Genomic DNA, 21,226 nt, shown 5'->3' with positions numbered 1-21,226 from the left:
TTTTATTCCTCCTCATAAATTAGTTGAGCTATTTTTTCTATTTTGGAAAGTCTACGATTTACAACAGACTTACTTACCGGATTAGGTAGCTTTTCACCTAATTCTTTTAAACTGTCCTCTTCATTTTCTAATCTTAAAATAGCAATCTGCCTTAATTCATTCGGCAAAAAACTAAGACCTTTTTTATCTGAGATGTATTGTATTGCTTTTTTTTGTCTTACGTATGTTTTTGCTATTTTACTTAGATTGGCAGTTTCACAGTTGACTATTCTGTTTATGTTGTTTCTAACTTGTTTTTTTATTCGTATATCTTCAAATTTAAACATACTTTTGTGTGCGCCAATCAAATTTAATAAATCCGATATACTTTCACTTTCTTTTATATATATAATAAAAGATTCTTTCCTTTGAGTAATATTAGATTTTATATTACTTTCATTTAATAAAGCGGAAAAATTTTGACTAAATGTAAAGTCATGTGATATAAATTCGAGGTGATATGATTTTTCAGGATCTGCTATTGAACCTGACATCATATAAGCTCCTCTCAAAAAAGATTTTACTGCATTCTCATTTTTTGTTATAATTTCATCTATATCACTTCTTATAGATATTACACCGCTACTATCTTCATTAAGCACAAAGATTTTTTTTAAAATATTGCTTATTTCATTCAAAGTCTGCGTATATTCTAAAGTATAAATTTTTTCCTTATTAAAATTATAATTATTTTTTTGATATAATTCAAGAGTTATTGAAAACATTTTTTTAAAAAGGAGAGATACTTTTTTCGCAACAGTTATGCTTTCTGTATTTATCTGAAAAGAAAGTTTTCCGTTACCTTTTATTACAACACTTCCGCAAAACATAAAAACTCCACTTAAAAGAGCTATAATTTCATTATCATCATATATTTTTATATCTGTTATCTCATCTCTTATTTCTTTTGAAAAAAACACTATTTTTTACCTGATTTTTTACTATTTATTTTTTTCATATGTTCTATAGCCACTTTTATTATTGATTTTTCATCTTCATATTTCGCATAATCGAGCGCTTTGTCAAATTCTATAAACCTCGCCTCGACAAAACCTTCTTCTTTTTGTGGATAACATTCATTGTTTTGTGTTGTCATTAGATACCAATATACAGTTTTATGTATCTTATCTCCTATATCTATATTGTCATTAAATGTATAATGTATTTCTCCTAAATATTTCAATATCTCAGCTTTTATCATACTTTCTTCATACACTTCTCTTACTGCTGTCTGTTCTAATTTCTCCCCTTGTTCATTTCTACCTTTAGGAAGAACCCAGTCTTTGTTGTATTTTTTTAGTAAAAGAATTGCATTTGAGAAAACTACTACTCCGCCTGCACTTGTTTCTTCCCTCATTATATAACATTCCAATCTATAATAATTTTTAAAATAAAAAGTTCTTTTTGTCTATAGTTTTTTATCCATTATTAATAATTTTAAATCAAATAATTTTATATTATATAGATAAAAATTAAAACTTATACAATATTATACTTTAAATCAATAAAAAAATAAATAGTATTAAGTGTACAAATTTATAAAAATATTTCTAAATTTATATTATACCTATCCTTAAAAATTTCATTTATTATCTGTGCAACTTTTTCGTTATCATGAAATATCAATCTATTTTTTATTTTTACCATATCTTCATGGATTACTGTTATACCCATTTTTTTGAAAATATTTGCATCGTCATCTTCAAACTTTATTATATTTTGGTCTTTTTTATTATATTTAAGCATAATATCATTTGGAATTTTACCGTTATTTACTATAAAATAATTAAATATATGGTCATTAAAATTTTTGACAATTTCAAGCGCAAAGTCTTTTGATGTAAACCTGTCTGTTTCTCCATGTTCTGTCATTATATTTGTTATGAATATCTTTACGGCATTAGATTTTTTTATTTCATAAGCTATTTCTTTTATAAGTAGTACAGGAAATATACTTGTATATAGACTTCCGGGACCTGCTATTATAACATCAGATTTTCTTATTGCATTGATGGCATCTTCTGATGCAGATACATTGTCAGGTTCTATATATATTTTGTCTATTGCGCTTTTTTGATTTATACATTCTTTTGCTACTATAGACTCTCCTCTTACAATATTTCCATTTTGAAGTTTTGCAAGCAAATTTATATTATCATAGGTAACAGGATATACGTTGCCTCTAACAGCAAGTATTTTGGATGTTTGTGCTATTGCATTTCTTAGATCGCCATGTATTTCGTTCATAGCAGCTATAAATAAATTTCCAAAATTTTGCCCTTTTAATGAGCCTTTTGAAAATCTGTATTGAAATAATTTTTCCATCTCAGGTTCTATGTTTGACAGTGCCAATATACAATTGCGCAAATCTCCGGGCGGAAGTATATCCATTTCCTGTCTTAAAATTCCTGAACTTCCACCGTCATCTGCCATAGTAACTATTGAATTAAGGTTTACATCAAATTTTTTTAGACCTCTTAATATATTGGATTGTCCTGTTCCTCCTCCAAGAAGAGTAATTGTCGCTTTATTTTTCATTATTTATTATCCTCAATTCATATAATCTCTATGTTTTATATAAGCATTGTAATTTTGATTTTCCAAATGTTCGTATAATTTGTTACTTATTGTAACAGAACGATGTTTACCTCCTGTACAACCTATTGATATAACGAGCTGATTTTTACCTTCTTTTATATACATAGGCAATAAAAAATCTATCATATCATATAATTTTTCTAAAAATTTTACACTGTTTACATCATTTAAAACATATTCTTGAACATATTTGTCATTTCCTGTTTTTTCTTTCAGTTCTTCGACATAATATGGATTTGGCATAAACCTTACATCATATACAAGATCTGAATCTATCGGTATACCGTATTTGAAACCGAAAGATATTATTGTTATAATGAATCCTTTACTTTTTATATTTTCATTAAATAGTGATATAACCTCTCTTCTCAAATCAATCGGCAAAAAATTTGATGTATCTATTATATATTTTGCTTTTTTTCTAATATCTTTAAGCATTTCCCTTTCTTTTGATATTCCATCCAAAATATCTTCACCATTTGATAAAGGGTGTTTTCTTCTTGACATTTTGTAACGTCTTACCAAGGTTTCATTATTTGATTCCAAAAATATAACATTGTAATCATAACCGCTTTCTTGCAGAAAGTTTATTGCAGTATTTATCTCTTTTAAAAACTGGTAACCTCTTATATCTATACCGAGCGCAATTTTATCAAGCTGTCCTTTTGAATCATATCCGAGAGTAACTATTTTAGGTATTATTTCAGGAGGCAAATTATCTATGCAATAATATCCCAGATCCTCCATAACATTCATAGCTTCACTTTTACCTGAACCCGATAATCCTGTAATTATAACTATTTTCATACCTTAGCTCCATTTTATATAAAATATTAATATTTTTGAATACAAATAGTTTTTATTATATTCAATATATTATATATACTTATAAAAATATTGTAAAATCGTATATTTTATTATATCAAAATATATTTTGTTCTTCAATATTTAAAACTTTCACAACTTTTATATTACATTTATTATTCTATTTATAGGTATTTCAGCTTTTACAGCTCTTTTTATTGCATCATCCACCACACCTATGGCATCTTTTTTATGAGCATCTGATGAAATAACATATTTTATATCGAAATGTTTTACTTTTAAAAGTTGTTCATATGTCAAGTTGTGGTGTCTTTCGTTTATTTCCAGTACTGTGCCTGTTTGCTCAGCTACTTTTGCAATCTCCTCTATATCTACGTTACCTTTATCTCCCGGATGCGTTAATATGAATAAATCATTGTTTTTCATAGCATTTATTAAAGCTCTGGTATTATAATCAATCTCATAATTTTTTAAGGGTTTTATATAATTAAACATATGATTTTTGGCTCCCCTTAAATTTTTTGGAGTTGAACCGAAATGATATCCTGCCATAACATAATCCATATAAGATATTATTTTATCATCAATATCTATATTTCCTTTATCATCGAGTATATTGCACTCTATCCCCATAAGTATTTTTATTTGCTTATATTTTTCTTGTAATCTGTCAATTTCTTCTCTTATTTTGGGATAGTTTTCATATTTAACTCCAAAACCCATATGTTTATATCCATGATCTGATATACCTATGGTTTTAAGACCTATTTTTATTGCCTGCTCAACATTTTCCTTTATTGTAGTTTTACCATCACTGTATATAGTATGGGTATGATAATCTGCAAAAATTTTCAATTTAATCACTCCAAAAGAATTGTATAAATCTACAAAAAAAATCTAAAAGAAAAAATATCTTTTAGATTTTTAATTTATTTATAGTATTCGATATTATAATCCTAATACCTCATCTATTTTTTCTTTGTCAAAGCCTACTATTTGTTGCTCACCAACATACATTGCAGGTACACCCATAATTCTGTTTTTTATAAGAAATGCCCTTGCATCAGAATCAGTATCTATATTTCTTTCATCAAAAGCAACATTTTTTTCTTTCAAATAATCCTTAAGAAGATGACAGTAATGACAAGATGTACTTGTATAAACAGTTATATTTTCCATTTTTGTTCCTCCACAAAACTTTTTTATATTTTTATATTAAAGCATATTACTACTTTTAAATATTTATACCAGAAATTATACTCATTAAACAAAATATTATAATTAATAAAACTATATATTTCGTTTATCATATTCTGTCAAATATTTGTGTGCATCTTTAAAAAAACTGATAATTATAAAAATAATAATAATTCCTATAGGGAATGCAGCTATAATTGATATTGACTGTAAATTATACATAGAGTTTTTAAAAAAAATCAAAACGATAGGAAATAATATAAATATTATTGCCCAAAATATTTTATTTTTTTTATCAGCTTCCATTTCCATATCAGGCATATTATAAGAATATACAGAAGCTACCATTACAAGTGCATCAAAAGTGGTTACATAAAGCATAATCATTGTAAGAACTAAAATTATAAGAGCTATGTTGGGAAATGGTAATGTATCAAATATTTTAATTATTGCTTCAGAATAATCACTTGTTTTAGCTATTATTCCAACTATATCTAATTTATTATTTAACTGTAATGAAAGTCCATAATTACCCATAACTATGAAAGACATGAACGTTCCTGAAATACCATACATATAAATACCTAAAATGGTGTCCTTAATAGTTCTTCCTTTGCTAATTTTACCTATAAAAAATGGTGTTGCGACACACCATACCATCCAATATGACCAATAATATATTGTCCATTTTTGTGGAAAATATGTTTCACGCAAAGGGTCTAACCATGTAGACATTAATATAAAGTTTTGTGCAAGATTTCCAATAGCAGAAAATCCTGTTTCTAAAATATATACCGTTTCACCACTGACAAATAAAAAATATGATATCAATAAAAAAAATATATATGAACTATATTTAGCCAAGTTTGATATGGTCTTCATTCCAGATAGTACCGCAATTGTATATATAACAGCTATTATAATAAGTATCAATATTGTAAAAATAGTTGTATTTTCTATGTAAAAAAACTTGCTGATTACTTTAGATAATAATGGAGTAGCCAAAGAAAATGTAGTTGATGTTCCCGCTATCAAAGAAAAAATAGCTATTAAATCAATTGTCTTACCACAAATACCATCTATTTTTTCTTTAAAAATAGGTCTACATGCTTCTGAAAACTTTTGACATTTTCTATTTCTTACATGAATCATGAAACCGAATGAAACGGACAAAATTACATAAAATCCCCAAACAGTAGGCCCCCAGTGAAATAAAGGATATGTAGATGCCCACAATTGCAAACTTCCTAAATTTTGGATATATGGTTCATCATAATATAAAGACCATTCGCACAAAGAAAAAAACAAAATATCTGCCGCCATAGTAGATGTAAATATCATAGTTCCCCAAATAAAAGATGGGTATTCTTTTTCATCACTTTCTTTTCCAAGTTTAATTTTTCCATATTTAGAAAACGCAATAAAAATTGTACACAGAAATACCCCTAATCCTAAAGCAGCATAATAAATCCCATAATTATCAGCCAGAAAAAATCTTAATTTTTCCAATATAATTTTAGATTTTTCAGGGAAAAAAGTAAATATTGTGCATAGAAATATAAGCAATATCAAAGATATTATGCCTACTTCTCCAAATGTATCTATAAGATTGTTATTTGAATCGGATTTTTTTCTCATATAATAACACCTCTAATCATCCCATAAATAAATCTATTTCAACATTATTTATTATGTTATTAACATATCTAATATGCTCGCTATTTATAATTTCATGTTCTGATATTATCGGCACTCCCGGAGGATATGAATATATTGATTTTTTAGAATTTTTTCCTATATTTTCTTTTAAGTAATTTAAAATGCTAAGCTTTTTTTCGTATACATTTTCTTTAAAAAAAACATCTTTTCTATCTGTATATAAACTAATACCCTTTATATTTAAATATTTTTTAGAGATATGTTTAAATGCTTCATATAATAAATCAAAATCATGCTTTGTATGGAAAATATTACATATAAAAACTATACTTTTTTCGTTTACCATTTCAGGAAGTATTTTATACTCTTCTTTTAAAATTTTATAGGTGTTTTTTATGTTCGGGGTAGAGATTACAATTCTTGAAAAATCATCATTGTTTAAAATTTTAACATAAAAATTTTTATAAAATTTTTCTAATATTTTATTTAATGTTCTTATATGAATTTTAAAATTTTCTATATTATTTTTGAGATTCTTATATAATTCTTTTCCGTATTTTTTCAAAATATTATTAGTAAGTTCCATATTTGCCAGCAATATATACGATGGACTTGTGGTTTGAAATATATTGAGTTTTTCTTGCAATTTATCACATACATAATCGTTTAAACTATTGTTTGCAAACATCAATGCTGTTTGATTTAACGTAGGTAATGTCTTGTGAAAACTTACTACCATAATATCTGCCCCATTATATATGGCATTTTTTTGAAAATATTCACTATATATATAATGTGGAGAATGTGCAGAATCTACAAGCAAAAGCATATTATATTTATGTGTTATTTGTGCAAGTTTTTCGATATTTTGATTTTGCCCATAATAATCAGGTGACGTAATCACAACGGCTTTTGCATCTTTATTTTGGTTTAATATATTCTCAAATTTAATTAAATCAATTTTTTCGAATATGTCAAACTCACTATTTTTTTCAGTATCGATATATACCACAGATAAATCATTTATTTTACAGGCATTATACACTGATTTATGCGAATTTTTTTGAATTATTATTTTGTCTTTGTTTTTAGTAACCGCACAGACCATCGATAATATACCTACAGTCGAGCCATTTACTAAAAAATATGCTCTTTTTGCTCCAAAATCTTTTGATAATATTTCTTGAGATTTTTGTATAATTCCATTAGGATTTGCAAGATTGTCAAAATTATTTACTTCTGTTACATCAAAGGAAAATATATCTTTTTCAAATTCTTTTAGCAAGCCAAATACTTCTTTTTGGACAAATGTATAGTCTTGTTTATATACAAGTTGCAAATGCCCAGGCATAAAAAATTTTGTATAGTTTTCTTTTTTGAATAATTTCAATTCATTTATTATAGGTAAGTTATCCATATCATTTATAAACAATTTGTTAATTTAAAAAATAATTATAAACTCAAATTAAATTGTAAAACTCCAACATATTATTAATTTATTTGTACTAATATTTTTTTAACTATATAAATTTACATTGCAATAAAATTTAATTGGCTTATTTTTACTACATAAAAAAGTTTTAACATTATACTGATATTAGTATAATGTTAATTCTATGTTAAAAATTAAAGAAATTTTTATTTAAAGTTATTTCTAATTTGCAACATTTTCAGATATAACCTTGTAAGCTTCTATCATTATTGCACATTCGATTCTTTTTCTTTGCATTATACAGCCTATTTCATACGGTTTTTGAATATCATCATTAAAATTAATCGCATTTGCATGACAGCCACCTGAGCAATAATATCTTGCCCAACAATCTTTGCATTCATCTTTTGTAAGTACATTTGCATTTTTGAATTTTGTTTGCAAATCTTGAGGTAGTTCTAAGTTTTTATCAAACAAATTACCCATTTTATATTTTTCATTTCCTACAAATTGATGGCAAGGATATATATCACCTGTCGGTGTAATCGCAAGATATTCTCCTCCTGCACCACAGCCACGAACTCTTTTTATTACACAAGGTCCTTGTGACAAGTCTACCATAAAGTGGAATAATTTAAAATCTTCTTTATTTGCTTGCATATCAGCATATTCTTTTGCCAAATTTTCGTATTCTTCCAATATTTGTGGTAAATCTTTATGTCTGATTGCATATATATTTTCTTCTTCACCCACTACAGGCTCTATTGATGTAAGCGCAAATCCTAAATCTTTATATTCCATAACATCTTTTGAAAAATCAAGGTTCTTTCTTGTGAATGTACCTCTTACATAGTAGTATTTATCTTTTGGCCTATTTTTAATAAGTTTTTGGAATTTTGGAACTATCAAATCATAGCTTCCTCGTCCATTTATGAGTGGTCTGTTTTCATCATTTATTTCTTTTCTTCCATCAAGCGACAGTACAACATTGTGCATATTTTTATTTATATAGTCTATTTTGTCATCACTTAGTAATACTCCGTTAGTGGTTATTGTAAATCTGAAATTTTTTCCTTTTTCCTCAGCAATTTTATTTCCATAATCTACAAGTTTTTTTACAACTTCAAAATTCATAAGAGGCTCTCCGCCAAAAAAATCCACTTCAAGATTTTTCCTATTGCCACTGTTTTCTACAAGGTATTCTAAAGCTTTTTTTCCAACTTCAAAGCTCATTATTTCCTTATCACCACCGAAATCTCCTTGCGAAGCAAAACAATAACTACATCTCAAATTACAATCATGAGCTACGTGCAAACACATGGCCTTTATAACATTTGTATGATTAGATACTATTATATTGTCTATATAATCATTATCTGTATATAGTTGTCCATCATCTCTAAGTGCATTAATTTCTTCAAGTGCTTCTTCAATTTCATCTTTTGTATAGCCATATTTTTTGCATAAACCTTCAGATGTAATATTATATGCATCTTCTACTATATCATAACTTATATCATCAAAAATATGAACAGAGCCGGAATTTATATCAAGCACTATATTCAAATCATTCATTTTGTATTTGTGTATCAGTTTGTCAATTTTCATTTTATATTTCCTTTAATCACTGTTTATATTTTAAAAAATTTATACTATATTTTATATATTAACCATCTAATATATAATATGATTTTTTATTCTTTCTAAGGCAATATCTGTATAATATTTAATTTTATCATCATCATTTATAACATTTAATTCGCTATCATATAGATATGTTTTGTAATCTCCTATTTTTACTCTACCATCAGTAGTTGCTAAACCTTGTGTTTCAAAATAAAAATACTCTTTTTCATTTTTAAAAGACACTCTATAAGGTCTGTTTGAATGAAGCGATTCTGAAATCACAAAATCACGCTTTTTACCTCCAAAAAATTCAGGCAAATTACTGTCTTTATTATTTAAGTCAGCGTTTAAGTCGGATATTTTATCCATTATACTTATATAGTCTACTGCTGATATATATTCATCACATATATGTTTTTCTTTAGTAACACCTTTTATAAGTAATGGTACATTGGTTCTATTGTCATTAAGGAAGAAATTATCCTTTTCATCGTTAAGATATCCTTGACCATGGTCAGAAAATATTGTCACTATAATCTCATCATCCTTAAAATTTTCCTTAATATGATTAAATAAAATTCCAAGATACATATCTAAATAACTTATTTGTTTTAAATATCTCGCTTTTTTGTTATCATCAGAAGATATCATAACTGATGTAGAATCAATTTTACTTCCTTGCATATTCTCAAAATCAATTTCTTTTTGAGTGCATACACTCAATCTGTAATTATCAGCAATATCATGCAAATCAGCAATACCTAAAAATAAATATTGATTTGTATCTTTAAATAATTCTATATTATCTATTGCCTCTGTTATTACTTCTTGTACACCCATTCTTTCTCCATATATAGCATCGACAACTCTATCAAATCCTCTTATATATCCGATATCAGGAGATGTTCTCCAATCTCCATCTATCTTTGTATTAACGAATTTTGAGTTTTTGAATATTTCTGCTAATGTCATTGTGTCTTTAGGCAAAAATTTAACTGCCAAGCTTGTATACATATTATGATTAATCAGATATTGACCTGTAAAATATGATGCCATGGACGGATATGTCCATTCTGCATTGGAATGAAAATTATTGCAAATTATACCGTCAGAAAAAAAGTTTTCAGTTTTAGGCATTAGATTTTTAAAACCTTCCTGTTTTACAGTATTCCAACATAACCCATCTATGAATATACTAATTATCAACTTTTTCTTATTATCATCTGAATGTAACTTTATAGGCTGTGCAATTAAATATTTATTATTTTTTATCTTTATATCCTCATCAAACTTATAATAGTAAAATACATTAGGCTGTTGAAAGATTTCATAAGTTTTGCCATTTTTTTCTATCATAAGATTATTTTCATCTTTTAATAATATAGGAAGCAATACTTTTTCACTTATTTTTAATATATTGTCATCATTATTTATATCATTATTTAACCTATCTTTTAATATTTTTAATATTTTTAATATTTCCACTCTTCTATATGCCTGTGTATTTTCAAGAACAATACCAATCCTACTGTAATATCCTACAAAATACGATGAATCATATCTTAAATGCTCTCCAAAATAAATCTGTCCTTTCCAACACCATGGCTCCATTGCATCTAATTCAAAATTTATATTATATTCTTTACTATAATCTGCTAACTCTTTGCTAAATTCTAATAAAAATGTTAAATTTTTAGATGATTCTGACAATTCAATTTTTTTATTAAAAATAGTGTTTAATTCATCAATTTTTTTTGTTATTAAATCTATATGCTTTTTATAAGTTTCAATAGAATCTTTATCATCAATTTCATTAAAATCCATTAGATAATTCATTGCCATGATTTTTGCTCTATTATAAAATTTCATAGCATTAATAGTGTCTTTTTTATATTCATACACAAGTGCTAAGTTGTATAAAATATCAAAATTAAATATATTTATATCATATCCACTAAGAAGTGTTTTTTCAGCATTATATAAATCTCCTACCATAAAATAATAGGAAGCTTTTATTGAATATATATCAAAATCATAAGGATATTCAACCTCATATTGTTTTATGTCATCTAATAACGTGTCTATATTTCCGATATTTAAATTTTCTAAAATTTTACTTTTCATATTAAAACAACTCCATTAATTACATAATGAATTAATTTTAAAATTCAATTTTTATAAATTATAAAACTGTATAATAGTTATAATTAAGCAAACTATCTAACATTTTGCTGTTAAATAGTTAAGTCAACATCTAATTTAGCATAATCATACATAGATTTCAAATAGTCTTTTAATTCATTATTATTTTGCATATATTCCCCCCAAGTATACCATAGTAATCCGCCACATATAGCAAATAGTATAGCTTTTTCGTATGAATACTTTGGAATTTCTTCTTCTGCAAAATATATATCAACTAATTCTCTTATTTGTTCAAAATTATAGTTACTGTATATTGCATACATAGCTATATCAATCATAGGATCTTGCATAGCTGCATATTCAAAATCTATTAATTTCAAACTGTTATCTTCTGTAATTAAAATATTATCTCTAATTGCATCTATATGACAAAGACATACATTCATCGGTAACTTTTTAATAACTTCCAATATTTTAAATATTTTTCCTTTTACTTGCACATAATCTTCAAAAAATTGTACACCCTTTTCTTTAGCAAGTCTTTCATAATATAACAAATTTTCTTTAATATCAAAATATTTATCTATTTTTATATTTTGATTATGAAGTTTTTTTATCATTTGAACAGCTCTAAATACCTCTTCTTTTGAAGCAGGATTTATAACTCTTGCATTATAGAAAAATTTTGATATTTTATGTCCGTTTTGTGGGTTTATATATATTACTTCGTCAGATATGTGTAAATCTTTTATTTTTTTATACACAAGCGCTTCTGTATACCTGTCAATTATTTTATGTGACTTCTTTCCACTTACACGATATATATAGCTTACATTATCTATATCAAATCTAAATGAATCATTAGTCATACCCATTTTTTGACTAACTATATTGGTAATTTTTTCTTGTTTTACATCAAATACTTCTGATATTTTTTTTATTATTGCATCTTCACAATCATTTTTATATCTTATATCAAAATTTCTTAATTGTTCAAGACTTTCAAATTCGTATACATTATTTTCTTTTTCTTTTTTTGCATATATCTCAAATTCATTTATATTATCTAATAGTATTTGTTCCCAAAGACAATTTGAAATAGCACTATGTTCTTTCTCTAATTCGCAAGACATTTCTTCTAAAATATTTCTAAATTTTTCGGAAAGTTTTTCATCAAAAAATACTGCCCCATACATATAATATTGATTGCTTTTAGCAGTTTTTGAGATAGATATTATTTTATCATTATGGTCTAATGTTAATCCCCATTCATTTTTATCTGCTTGTGATGATACAGCACAATACCAAGCATTATATTCAATATTTGAGAAAATATTATTTACATAGTAATTGTCACAAGACAATATATAAGTATTTCTCAACAATTTTCTGGCAATATACATACTATATATATTATTTTTAGTGAGATAATTTTCATTAAATAGTATCTTAACTATCCCTTTATATTTATCAATTAAAAAATCATAGTCTTTTGATAAATATCCCGTTATTATTGTTATATCATTTATTCCTGCCTCAATTAATTGCTTGATTTGTCTTTCAACCATTGTTTCACCTAAAACATCTATTAATCCTTTATGTTTAGTATATGTCAATGGCGAAAACCTGTCTCCAATTCCGGCAGCAAGTATTATGGCATTATCAACTTTCATATTTTACACCAACCTGTTTTCAATAAACGCAAACATCAAAACTAATTTTTCGATCTTGCTTTTGCTCTTTGTGCTTTATCTAATATTCTTTTTCTTATTCTCATTGATATTGGTGTCAATTCTATAAGTTCGTCATCATCTATAAACTCTAATGTTTCTTCCAATGACATTTTTTTTGCAGGAGATAATCTTAGCGCATCATCTGAACCTGATGCTCTCATATTTGTAGCTTGTTTTCTTTTGCACACATTTACATCTATATCTTCAGGTCTTGCATTTAATCCTACAACTTGACCTGAATATACTTTTTCTCCCGGTTCTACAAATAAAATCCCTCTTTCTTGTGCATTATAAAGCCCATATGTTACTGCCACTCCTGATTCAAATGCTACAAGGGAACCTCTTGATCTTGTTTCTATTGTGCCTTTGTATTCGTCATATTTGTCAAATAACGTATTTATTATTCCGTTTCCTTTTGTATCTGTTAAAAATTCGCTACGATATCCTATGAGACCTCTTGTCGGTATAGAAAACTCAAGTCTTACATATCCGCCTTTACTTTGTATCATATTTTTCATTTCGCCTTTTCTAAGCCCCATTTTTTCCATTACAGAACCCATAAATTCTTCAGGCACATCTATTACAGCTATCTCCATAGGTTCAAGTTTTTTTCCGTTTATATCTGTTTTAAACAATACTTCCGGCTTAGATACTTGAAATTCATAGCCTTCTCTTCTCATAGTTTCCATTAATATGGAAAGATGCAATTCTCCTCTTCCTGATACTTTAAACGCATCTGCTGAGTCTGTTTCTTCAACTCTCAATGAAATATTTGTATTCAATTCTTTTTGTAATCTGTCTTTGATTTGTCTTGATGTTACAAATTTACCTTCCTGTCCTGCAAATGGAGAGTCATTTACAGAAAATGTCATAGCTATTGTAGGTTCGGAAATATTGACAAATTCAATAGTATTCGGATTTGAAGGATCTGTTAAAGTATCACCTATTTGTAAATCTTCTATACCTGATATGGCAACTATTGAACCCATTTTTGCCTCAGGAACTTCCACTCTCTTTAAACCATCATATTCATACAATTTACCTATTTTAACTTTTACTTTTTTGTTTTCATCAAGATAATTCATAAGAAGCATTTCCTGATTTACTTTTATAATTCCGCTTTCTACTTTTCCTACTCCTATTCTACCTATATATTCATTATAATCTATCGTTGATATGAGCATTTTAGGAGGAGCATCAAAGTCACCTTCAGGAGCAGGCATATATTTTAAAATAGCCTCGTACATATCTTCCATATTATCTTTTTTCACAGACAAATCATCTGTTGCCCAGCCACCTATGGCAGATGCAAATATAAAATGTGAATCAAGATATCTTTCGCTTTCATCCAATTCCAATAAAAGTTCCAAAACCTCATCGACTACTTCTTCAGCTCTACCCTCAGGTCTATCTACTTTATTTATACACACAAGCACAGGTAAGTTTAATTCCAATGCTTTTTTTAACACAAATCTTGTTTGTGGCATAGGTCCTTCAAAAGAGTCAACAACAAGAATAACGCCATTAACCATTTTAAGCACACGCTCAACCTCTCCTCCAAAATCAGCATGTCCCGGAGTATCTATTATATTTATTTTTGCATTTTTATAGTGAATAGCTGTATTTTTAGAAAGAATTGTAATACCTCTTTCTCTTTCAAGGTCATTTGAATCCATAACTCTCTCTTGAATTTCTTGATTTTCTCTAAATATACCGCTTTGTTTTAACAATGCATCTACAAGTGTAGTTTTACCATGGTCAACATGGGCTATTATCGCAATATTTCTTATATCTTCTCTTAATGACAAATTTCAACATTCCTTTCAAAAATGATATCAATACTAATTCAAAACTCTATCAATATATTAATAATAAGCATTAAAATATCATAAATCCAAATAATAATTTCATTATAAATAGTTTTATTATAATCGAATATTTAATAAATTAATAGTATTAAAATATTTTTATAAACACAATTAAGGGACTTCCTCATAAACTTAAGAAAATCCCTTAGTAATAAATCTTTTACATCATTGCTAATAAAATCTGGTTTTCTATTTGCTGTCTTTTTTCTTCTCCTTCAAGAGCTTGTATTATTTCAAGGGCAAAATATACTGTTAAAGCCGGGCCTCTTGATGTGATCAAGTTGCCGTCAACCACAACTTTCTCTTCAAGATAATCAAATCCACCTTTAATATTTTTGAAAACTCCTGGATATGAAGTTATTTTCTTACCCACAAGTATTCCTGCTTCATATAATACAGTAGGCGAAGCACATATTGCACAGACCAATTTATCTTCATTGAATACTTTTTTTACTTTATCCAACAATTTTTTATTTTGCCTCATTGAAGCTGCATTATCAGAGCCCCCCGGAAAAATATACGCATCATAGTCATCAGATATTTCATCCATCAATTTATCCATAGCTACATCTATACCATGAGCTCCCCTACAAATTTTATTATCAATAGTGGAAATCATATCTACATGAATGTCAGCACGTCTAAGGTAGTCTACAACTGTAAGTGCCTCCACCTCTTCAAATCCGTCAGCAAAAAACACAGCTGCTCTTTTCAATTCACTACCTCCATTCAAATTATAAAACATTAAAATAAATTCATATATGTTTAAAATAAAAAATTTTATTTAAAAATTTTATCATATTTTTATTATTTTTTCAACATTATTTCAATACTTTTATTCGATTTTGATATACTACTGCTCTTTCATTGTTGTTATAGTCTTTGATAATTTTTATATCTCCGATAAAATTATATTTTTTGAATAAACTTTTTAAATCTTCTCCTTGATTATATCCTATCTCAAAAAAAATAAAAAAATCTTTTTTTAGGTATTTTTTACTTTCTTTTAAGATTTCATCATAAAAGTAAAGTCCATCTTTTCTCCCGTCAAGGGCATTTATAGGCTCAAAATTTTTGACTTTATCTTCAAGTGATTTTATATCATCCGTTGGAATATATGGAGGATTTGATATTATAAAATCAAATTCATGTATTTGCAAATTTTCATAAAGATTTGAATTTATGAGTGATATCCTATCTGATACACCTAATTTCTCAGCATTTTTTCTGCTTAATAAAATTGCTTTCTCATTTATATCTATGCATGTCATCTTCAAATTTGGAATATTTTTTAACAATGATACGGATATTATACCGCTACCTACGCCTATTTCCAACCCATGCAATTTTTTATCGAATTTATTCAAAGCGTTTATGCTTTCTTGTACTAAAAATTCAGTATCGCTTCTTGGAATCAATACGCCTTCTTCTACAAAAAAATCTAAACCGAAAAAATCTCTTACCTTGGTTATATAATGTATGGGTTTTCCGATTTTAAGTTCATTTATGCCTGATTTTACATAATTTTCGTCTTCCATGCTTATCTCTTCATCCAAGTTAAGTTTAATGTATAATCTGTCTTTTTTTAACACATGTGCAATCAATAATTCTGTATCTATATATTTTTCATCACTGTTCAATTCATTTATACAATATGTGTATATCTGTCTTATTGTCATAATTGAAGTACCTTTCAATACTTTTATAATACTTTTTTGAGTGCCGCTATAGCGACTTCTATTTGCTTATCTTCCGGTTCTTGTGTTGTTATTTTTTGCAACATCATTCCAGGGAATATCAATAAATTTGTAAGTATATTACCTGATTTACCTGCCAATTTAATCACTTCGTAAGATATGCCTGCTATTAATGGTAAAATTATAATTTTAGTAAACACTCTTATAATTATGCTGTCTACTTGTATAAATGAACTTGCAAGTATTGAAATTATAAGTGTCACCGCTATAAAATTTGTTCCACATCTTGGATGTAATCTTGGCATTTTTTTGATATTTTCTACATTTAATTCAAGACCTTTTTCATATGCAAATATACTTTTATGTTCTGCACCATGATACATAAATACTTTTTTCATATCAGGCAATTTTGATATTATAGCTATATATGACACGAAAATAGATATTTTTATAAAGCCTTCTATTAAAGAAAATAAGATACCAGAATCTTTTTCAAAAAATTTTGTAACAGTAGCCGGAATAAATAAAAACATAAAAATTGCTAAAAATATTGCTAATGTAAATGATATTATACTCATAAAGTTTTCTACTTTTATATATTTTTCTAAAAACAGCTCAAATTTGCTCTGTTTATCATCTTCATCTTCAAAAAATGATGCTGAATAATTTATATCTTCACTACCTTCAATTACAGATGTTATAAGAGAGTATATCCCTCTTATTACAGGGATGTCCTTAACAGGATTTTCTTTCAGTTTTTTTGTAGTTGTTATTATTTCTCCTGTATGTTTTCTTATGGATATTGATTTTAATTCAGGGCTTTTCATCATTATTCCTTCTATTAATGCTTGTCCGCCTACGTTTTTCATTTATGATAAACCTCATTGTTATTTATTTTAAATGCTCTATATATTTGTTCTAAAAGCATAATTATCTCCATTTCATATGAAGTTTTAAGCTTTGTAACAGATATTTCAAAATCTTCGTGAGATGATATAATATCACCTGTTAAAAATACTATATTAGAGTATCCACTTGTTAAAATACTGCTTATTTTATCCGCAAAATCTGTTGATGAAATGGTGTTTGATTTTTTTGAAATTCTTATAACATATTGTTTGTTTTGTATAGAAAAAATTTCATTTTGTATATTTATGTTGCAATATTTTTTAATTCTATTAATATATTCTGTTTTCAAAGGTTTCAATAATTCATTATTTATACTGTTTTGATAGATTGTTATATTCAATTTTTGTTCCTTTAATTATTAATACATAATAATATTTTAAATCGATTAATAAGTATATGAAATCACTCATAAGTAAACTCATATGTTCCTGCACTGAATGTCTTTCTACTTCCATCTTCGTCAGCTATACGTTTCCATCCAGGTCCCATAGATGGTTCTTCTATTAATTGAAATATAGTTCCTTCCGGTGAGTCATTAGCTTTGCCAAGAGTTGTCAAAAGTATTTTTGCTTCTAAAGGAATTCCTGAGCCATCATCGTCATTGCCGTCTACTTCTGTTAATAAAAATATTTCTCCATATATTCCAAGCGTTACTCTAAATCCTTTCTCTGTTCGCTCTGCCATTGAACCGTTATGTTCAGAAATAATTTCCTTTTCTTCTACCAAGTTACCTGTATCATAGTCAGTATTATAGTAGTAGTTGTCATAACCGTTTAATTTCAACCATTTAGATAAATCATAATACTTTGGAACATGGTATTCATTGATAATGTAGTGCCCTTTTTTTTTAGAATTTTCAATCAGACGATCATCTTCAAAAGATGAGAGAAAACCGAGATTATTACCGGATAAATCATAAAATCCTATATCAACTGTATCAATACATGGAAAATTTTTAAAAATTTCGTTCGGTGTTTCTCTAAAAAAATGATAGGATATGTGAGACTTAGCTACTGCATTACAATCAAAAGCAACAAACTCATTTTTACTTGAATGTTTGAGAGTGTCTTTTACTATTTCTATAAGCTCATCATCCTTTACACCATATGGCAACATATCCCCAATCATTTCGACTTCTTCATTTTCTAAGCGTTTACCTGTCTTATTATCAAAATTATAAACTTTTAGCTTAACGACAGATCCAAATTTAGAAAGAGTTGGATTAGAATAAGAGAAATCTTCAGGCAGTTTCTCAATTATCATATCACAAGCGATTTGAATACAACGTTTTAAAGTATCTCCGCTGTCTGTGTAAAGCATATCATTTCCAGAATCATAAAAGAAATTAAAAGTTTCAGCATCCGCTCCATAATCTGAACTTTTTTTAATACTTGCCTTTCCTTTCAGACAATTGGTTAAATTTCGAAAAGGTTGGTAAATACTGACTTCCAAAATCTCTACATTTGGCATTTCACTTGCAAAATAACTTTCCAAATCAGATTTTAAGTATGCTAATACACTTTCATAATTGTCTTGTTTGTAATCATTAGGCTCCCACATCTTGCAAGCTGTTAATGTAAGGATTACAAGCGTTATTGCAAAATATGTAAATAAGTTAAAAGGCTTTTTCACATAGACTCCCCCATATAGACTTTAGTATTTGCATTTTTAGTTTTTACTATATTAGAATATGGTTTTATATTTCTTCTATCTCTATCCTTTGAATTACAAATCTTTGTACAATTATATATTTTTTGATGATTTATGTCAATGTTGTTATATTATCAGTACTTTAACAGTAATAGTTTATATTCAAAATATTTTAAAAAGGAATAAATCTTATGCAATAATACAGTAAGTATTTCGTCAAGCATATTTTTATATTTATTAACGCTTGTCTTTTTAACTTCCTTTCCATTTTTGAGCAATAAAAACAGTAAACCATTTTGATTTACTGTTTATTTATACTATTTTCTAATAAAATTATGGATAACTTATATAATTATATAACATCAATATAAACAGTTTATTAAAAAAATTAATTATTATATTTTTCCATTGTTCTATTAGATTTTATTGCTAAAATAGATTTTCATTTAGATATTTATCAGTCGTATTTTTTTAATAGATGATTAAAAACTATAATACCGATAAAAACTTGACTAATTAAGTATGCCCCTAAATAAATTACAATATGCTCTGTATCCATGATATTCAAAACTCCAAGCAAAGAATACACAATAATAGATAGAGTTATAATCAACATTCCAATCCAATAAGTATATTTTCCAGATTTATCTCTTAGTTTTTGTTTTAATTCATCTTGCTGTTCTATCTCTTCAATTTCTAATTTTTCTTGATATTTCTCCTTATTCTTTTGCCAATAAAAATATCGAATTATAGTAACGATACCACTACCTCCAAAAGCACCTGTCATTCCATAAAATATACCCGACATTTTATTGTCAAAAATAATAGCCACATACAAAAATATTCCAGCTAATATAATATATATTAGAGCATAAATTAGATTACTTTTTTTCATGTTTTTCCTCCTTTTCATAAGTAAATACTTCTTCTATTGTCTTATTAAAATATAGTGCTATCTCAAACGCTAAATCTAAAGATGGATTATATTTACCATTTTCTATCGCACTAATAGTTTGCCTTGAAACTCTTAATTCTTTTGCAAATTCTTCTTGAGTTAAGCCTTTAAATTTTCTTAATTCATCCAATTTGTTTTTCAAACGCACCACTCTCCTTTTTGTCAAGTTTCCTTTACATTATTGTAATTCCTATTTGCATTTTTGTCAAGTTTCCTTTACATGAATTATATTTCTAATTTTTGCTTCTGGATCAGTGTTAATTCTCTATTTTCTTACAGAAATTTTTCTATACAGCTTATATTTCTTCCACTTCTTTTCATATATCTATAATTTGAGAATATAGATTATCTTTTTATTTCTTAAAAACACCTATTTCCAATTTCCATTTTGATATATTTAGTGTCTTGCTTTATGGTGTATAAGTGCACCCTTGTAAACAAGGGACTATTCTTAGATATCCATTTGCTCCTCTTGTGTTTTTATATTTTGATTTTCACTTTTTTCTCGCTTCTCTATTATTTTTAAGATTTTTTGATTGACTCCTTCTTTGAAATTTGAAAATATGATAGGCTTATAAAATTCCCCTTTGCCTAAATCTTTACTTTTTGTAAAGATATTTTTAAAAACTGCTCCTTTTTTGTAAAATCGTTTCCCCCTTTTCTTTCTATCCTGTAACTTCTGTTCGCTTAACAGTTTATTTCTTTTGTTTTCCAACTGATTAATTTTTTCATCGAATATTAAAATTTTGTTCAATTTGATATTGCAATTTCTAAAAATTTTTTCTTCTATGTTTTTCATTTTATGTTTATATTTATTCTTGATTTTGAACGATAAAAAACAGTAAACCGTTTTGATTTACTGTTCTTCATAGCCTTATAAATTTAATTGTATT

20 protein-coding genes are annotated in these 21,226 nt (G+C 26.8%); all 20 read right to left on the bottom strand.

The features are described from left to right. Positions 1-2: 2 nt before the first annotated feature. Positions 3-959 (bottom strand): DNA-binding protein WhiA, encoded by a 957-nt coding sequence (gene whiA, locus HMPREF9630_RS01475; protein ID WP_009526775.1) that lies wholly within the window; start codon positions 957-959, stop codon positions 3-5. Continuing rightward, the gene (locus HMPREF9630_RS01470; RefSeq protein ID WP_009526774.1) at positions 959-1,396 is read right to left on the bottom strand and encodes an NUDIX hydrolase; all 438 of its coding nucleotides are present in this window, start codon (positions 1,394-1,396) and stop codon (positions 959-961) included. Before HMPREF9630_RS01470 ends, whiA begins: the two co-directional genes overlap by 1 nt. Before the next feature lie 179 nt (positions 1,397-1,575). Further along, positions 1,576-2,577, bottom strand: coding sequence for a gluconeogenesis factor YvcK family protein (locus tag HMPREF9630_RS01465; protein WP_009526773.1), 1,002 nt, complete (start codon positions 2,575-2,577; stop codon positions 1,576-1,578). A gap of 12 nt (positions 2,578-2,589) precedes the next feature. After that, positions 2,590-3,444 (bottom strand): RNase adapter RapZ, encoded by an 855-nt coding sequence (gene rapZ, locus HMPREF9630_RS01460; protein WP_009526772.1) that lies wholly within the window; start codon positions 3,442-3,444, stop codon positions 2,590-2,592. 159 nt (positions 3,445-3,603) lie between these two features. Continuing rightward, entirely contained in the window at positions 3,604-4,317 is a 714-nt protein-coding gene (locus tag HMPREF9630_RS01455) for a PHP domain-containing protein (RefSeq protein WP_009526771.1), read from the bottom strand. Between the two features lie 93 nt (positions 4,318-4,410). After that, the gene (locus HMPREF9630_RS01450; protein WP_009525782.1) at positions 4,411-4,641 is read right to left on the bottom strand and encodes a glutaredoxin family protein; all 231 of its coding nucleotides are present in this window, start codon (positions 4,639-4,641) and stop codon (positions 4,411-4,413) included. 111 nt (positions 4,642-4,752) lie between these two features. After that, positions 4,753-6,297, bottom strand: a complete 1,545-nt coding sequence (locus tag HMPREF9630_RS01445; RefSeq protein WP_009526770.1) for a BCCT family transporter — start codon at positions 6,295-6,297, stop codon at positions 4,753-4,755. A 16-nt stretch (positions 6,298-6,313) separates the two neighbouring features. Next, a complete protein-coding gene (locus HMPREF9630_RS01440; protein ID WP_009526769.1) occupies positions 6,314-7,735 on the bottom strand; it encodes an aminotransferase class I/II-fold pyridoxal phosphate-dependent enzyme in 1,422 nt (473 codons plus the stop codon). Between the two features lie 237 nt (positions 7,736-7,972). Next, a complete protein-coding gene (scfB, locus tag HMPREF9630_RS01435; RefSeq protein ID WP_009526768.1) occupies positions 7,973-9,358 on the bottom strand; it encodes a thioether cross-link-forming SCIFF peptide maturase in 1,386 nt (461 codons plus the stop codon). A 66-nt stretch (positions 9,359-9,424) separates the two neighbouring features. Further along, complete coding sequence (locus HMPREF9630_RS01430) at positions 9,425-11,500, bottom strand: sulfatase-like hydrolase/transferase (RefSeq protein ID WP_009526767.1); 2,076 nt, start codon at positions 11,498-11,500, stop codon at positions 9,425-9,427. Positions 11,501-11,610: 110 nt separating this feature from the next. Beyond that, positions 11,611-13,194, bottom strand: a complete 1,584-nt coding sequence (locus HMPREF9630_RS01425; protein WP_009526766.1) for a sugar phosphate nucleotidyltransferase — start codon at positions 13,192-13,194, stop codon at positions 11,611-11,613. A 41-nt stretch (positions 13,195-13,235) separates the two neighbouring features. After that, on the bottom strand, positions 13,236-15,062 hold the full coding sequence (gene typA, locus HMPREF9630_RS01420; protein WP_009526765.1) for a translational GTPase TypA: 1,827 nt from the start codon (positions 15,060-15,062) through the stop codon (positions 13,236-13,238). Between the two features lie 220 nt (positions 15,063-15,282). Next, entirely contained in the window at positions 15,283-15,837 is a 555-nt protein-coding gene (locus HMPREF9630_RS01415; RefSeq protein WP_009526764.1) for a DJ-1 family glyoxalase III, read from the bottom strand. A gap of 106 nt (positions 15,838-15,943) precedes the next feature. Further along, on the bottom strand, positions 15,944-16,801 hold the full coding sequence (gene prmC, locus HMPREF9630_RS01410; RefSeq protein ID WP_009526763.1) for a peptide chain release factor N(5)-glutamine methyltransferase: 858 nt from the start codon (positions 16,799-16,801) through the stop codon (positions 15,944-15,946). A gap of 23 nt (positions 16,802-16,824) precedes the next feature. Continuing rightward, the gene (locus tag HMPREF9630_RS01405) at positions 16,825-17,688 is read right to left on the bottom strand and encodes a DUF1385 domain-containing protein (RefSeq protein WP_009526762.1); all 864 of its coding nucleotides are present in this window, start codon (positions 17,686-17,688) and stop codon (positions 16,825-16,827) included. After that, positions 17,685-18,068 carry a 23S rRNA (pseudouridine(1915)-N(3))-methyltransferase RlmH gene (locus tag HMPREF9630_RS01400; RefSeq protein WP_009526761.1) on the bottom strand — a complete coding sequence of 128 codons (384 nt, stop codon included), beginning with the start codon at positions 18,066-18,068 and terminating at the stop codon, positions 17,685-17,687. The genes HMPREF9630_RS01405 and HMPREF9630_RS01400 overlap by 4 nt, the downstream gene beginning before the upstream one ends. 62 nt (positions 18,069-18,130) lie before the next feature. After that, on the bottom strand, positions 18,131-19,360 hold the full coding sequence (locus HMPREF9630_RS01395; protein WP_009526760.1) for a hypothetical protein: 1,230 nt from the start codon (positions 19,358-19,360) through the stop codon (positions 18,131-18,133). 475 nt (positions 19,361-19,835) lie between these two features. Further along, entirely contained in the window at positions 19,836-20,273 is a 438-nt protein-coding gene (locus tag HMPREF9630_RS01390; protein ID WP_009526759.1) for a hypothetical protein, read from the bottom strand. Further along, the gene (locus HMPREF9630_RS01385; protein ID WP_009526758.1) at positions 20,260-20,475 is read right to left on the bottom strand and encodes a helix-turn-helix transcriptional regulator; all 216 of its coding nucleotides are present in this window, start codon (positions 20,473-20,475) and stop codon (positions 20,260-20,262) included. Before HMPREF9630_RS01385 ends, HMPREF9630_RS01390 begins: the two co-directional genes overlap by 14 nt. Before the next feature lie 309 nt (positions 20,476-20,784). Beyond that, positions 20,785-21,132 (bottom strand): hypothetical protein, encoded by a 348-nt coding sequence (locus HMPREF9630_RS01380; RefSeq protein ID WP_009526757.1) that lies wholly within the window; start codon positions 21,130-21,132, stop codon positions 20,785-20,787. Positions 21,133-21,226: the final 94 nt, after the last annotated feature.

The organism is Peptoanaerobacter stomatis, assembly GCF_000238095.2.
GTDB lineage: Bacteria > Bacillota > Clostridia > Peptostreptococcales > Filifactoraceae > Peptoanaerobacter > Peptoanaerobacter stomatis_A.
The sequence above is the reverse complement of the archived record's forward strand: the minus strand, read 5'-3'. Positions and strand labels throughout refer to the sequence as shown.